This is a genomic window from Marinobacter iranensis (assembly GCF_029207565.1).
In the GTDB taxonomy this organism is placed as follows: domain Bacteria; phylum Pseudomonadota; class Gammaproteobacteria; order Pseudomonadales; family Oleiphilaceae; genus Marinobacter; species Marinobacter iranensis.
Genome location: NZ_JANCMW010000029.1, coordinates 1 through 2445, shown reverse-complemented (window position 1 = coordinate 2445; position 2445 = coordinate 1). Strand labels below are relative to the sequence as shown.

At 60.1% G+C, this 2445-nt stretch carries 3 protein-coding genes; all 3 read right to left on the bottom strand.

The features are described from left to right. Window positions 1–15: 15 nt before the first annotated feature. The gene (gene tnpC, locus NLU14_RS21255) at window positions 16–1581 is read right to left on the bottom strand and encodes an IS66 family transposase (protein WP_275710384.1); all 1566 of its coding nucleotides are present in this window, start codon (window positions 1579–1581) and stop codon (window positions 16–18) included. Between the two features lie 75 nt (window positions 1582–1656). Beyond that, window positions 1657–1992, bottom strand: a complete 336-nt coding sequence (tnpB, locus tag NLU14_RS21250) for an IS66 family insertion sequence element accessory protein TnpB (RefSeq protein ID WP_275710382.1) — start codon at window positions 1990–1992, stop codon at window positions 1657–1659. Next, a complete protein-coding gene (tnpA, locus tag NLU14_RS21245) occupies window positions 1989–2363 on the bottom strand; it encodes an IS66-like element accessory protein TnpA (protein WP_275710380.1) in 375 nt (124 codons plus the stop codon). Before tnpA ends, tnpB begins: the two co-directional genes overlap by 4 nt. Window positions 2364–2445: the final 82 nt, after the last annotated feature.

The window sequence follows — 2445 nt, the reverse complement described above, 5'->3', positions numbered from 1 at the left end:
GTAAGCGTCCGGCAATCACACCTTGTCAGGTATAGCCGGCTTCCAGTTGTGGGGCAATAGCTCGTCGATGGCGTTGTTCTTCTGCGTCGGCAGACGAGTCAGCACATCCTTCAGGTAGGCATAGGGATCATGCCCGTTCAGCTTGGCTGACTGGATCAGTGTCATCACCGCCGCAGCACGCTGGCCACTGCGCAGTGATCCCGCGAACAGCCAGTTGGAACGGCCCAGCGCCCAGGGCCGGATCTGGTTTTCCACCCAGTTGTTGTCGATGGGCACAGCACCATCGTCCAGGTAGCGCGTCAGCGCTTCCCACCGTTTGAGACTGTAATCCAACGCTTTGGCCGTGCCGGAGCCATCCGGCACTTTCTGGCGATGCACCAGCATCCATTGATGCAGCGTATCGGCAAGTGGTTTGGCTTTGGTTTGTCGGATCTCCCGGCGCTTATCCGGTGGCAGGTCTTTGGTTTCCCGCTCGATGTCGTAAAGGCCGCCGATGGTTTCCAGAGCCTTGGCCGCCAGTTCACTCTTGTTGGCCTCGTGCAGATCGTAGAACTTGCGCCGGGCGTGGGCCATGCAGCCGATTTCGGTAATGCCGTTGCCGAACCCGGCCTTGTAGCCGGCGTAATCGTCACAGACCAGCTTGCCCTGCCAGTCACCCAGGAAGGTGCGGGCATGTTCACCCGCCCGGCTTGGGGCGAAGTCATAAACAGTGGCTTTCAGGTCCGAGAACGGCGTGGTGCAGTAGGCCCAGACGTAGGCCTTGTGGGTTTTCTTCTTGCCCGGGGCCAGCATGCTGACCGGGGTTTCATCGGCATGCAGAACGTCGTGTTCCAGCAAGGTGTTTCGCAATGCATCCGCCAGGGGTTGCAACTGCACACCGCAGGCACCGACCCATTCGGCCAGAGTGGAGCGAGGGATTTCCAGGCCGGCGCGACCGAAGATGCGCTCCTGACGGTACAGTGGCAGATGGTCCGCGTACTTGGCCACCAGCACCTGAGCCAGCAGGCCGGCAGTGGGGATGCCCTTGTCGATCACTTGCGGTGGTACCGGTGCCTGGATCAAGGTCTCGCACTTGTCGCAGGCCCACTTGCCCCGGATGTGGCGCTCCACCGTGAACTCGCCCGGGACGTAATCCAGCTTCTCGCTGATGTCCTCGCCAATACGCTTGAGTTGGCAGCCGCAACGGCATTGGGTGTTCTCAGGTTCGTGGTGGATCAGGGTACGGGGCAGTTCTGGCGGTAGTGGGGTACGTTTGGGTTGCTGCTTGGGCCGAGAGGCCTTCTCTTCCTCGGTCATCGCCTGGTCCAGCTCGGCTTCGATGGCGGCCAGGTCGCTGTCGATCAGTTCGTCCAGCAGTTTCCCCTGAACCGCATCGAGTTGTTCACTGCGACGGGCGTACTTGTGACGCTTGAGGATGGCGACTTCGTGGGTCAGCTTCTCGATGATGGCGTTGCTGCGCACCAACGCCCGCTCCTTCCGGCCCAAGACTTGATCCTTGGCGTCCAGAGAGTCCATCAGTTCCGTCGCCAGGGCACGGAGCTGATCGGCAGAGAGTTGGTTGATGTCGGGGCGCTGAGTCATGCCGTCTAGTATGCCAAGCCCTTGTGCTGCAAGCGATTCGCAGTTTTGGCTATGGCGATATCACTCAGCTTGTGGTTACAGAATGGAGATAACGCCATCGGCCCCAAGACGTTGCCAGGGCAGGCCCTGAACCAGCGCTGATAGCTGTTCCTCAGTCAGGCGCAGCTGGTCACCGCGCCAGGTTTCGCCCCAGTGGAATTTGCCCCGGTTCAGCCGGCGGGCACACAGCCAGATACCCAGACCATCGTGGATCAGCGCCTTCATCCGGTTGCCCCGTTTGTTGGCGAACAGATAGGCGCAATGCGGCCTGGCTGAGCCAAAGACCTGAATCACCCGGGCCAAGGCCTTGTCCGGCCCCGCCCGCATATCCAGCGGTTCGGTGGCCAGCCAGATCTCGTCGATGCGGATCATCCCAACAGGTCCCGGAGCAAAGCAGCACATTGATGGGCCTGCTCCGCAGGCCACTCCACCACAACCGCACCGCCGGCGCGGGGAATCTCGATACGGATGGTGCTACGCTTGTCTGAGACTGATTGGTTGCTCGGTGCAGAGGGTGCCGCAGGCAAATTAACCGGAACAAATCCCGGTGTTGCTGATGTTTTATCCGCTCGCTGCGCTTCACTTATCCAGCGCCGGACCATGTTGGCGTTGAGACCGTTATCCAGTGAGATTCGGGAAACGGAGGCACCGGGCTCCAGACATTGGGCAACAATTTGGGCTTTGAATTCCCGGGAAAACCGGCGACGGCGTTGGTAGGGCTTGGTTACGCTTAATTCGTTCATGTTAAGTGTCCACTAAAAAATAAGTGGACACTATCCTGACGGCGACAGCGCCAGGCTCAAGATGGGATTACCGGACGGTTAC

Coding starts and splice junctions, on each gene's coding strand:
- tnpC (WP_275710384.1), bottom strand. CDS start 1,581: ATGACTCAGCGCCCCGACATCAACCAACTCTCTGCCGATCAGCTCCGT.
- tnpA (WP_275710380.1), bottom strand. CDS start 2,363: ATGAACGAATTAAGCGTAACCAAGCCCTACCAACGCCGTCGCCGGTTT.
- tnpB (WP_275710382.1), bottom strand. CDS start 1,992: ATGATCCGCATCGACGAGATCTGGCTGGCCACCGAACCGCTGGATATG.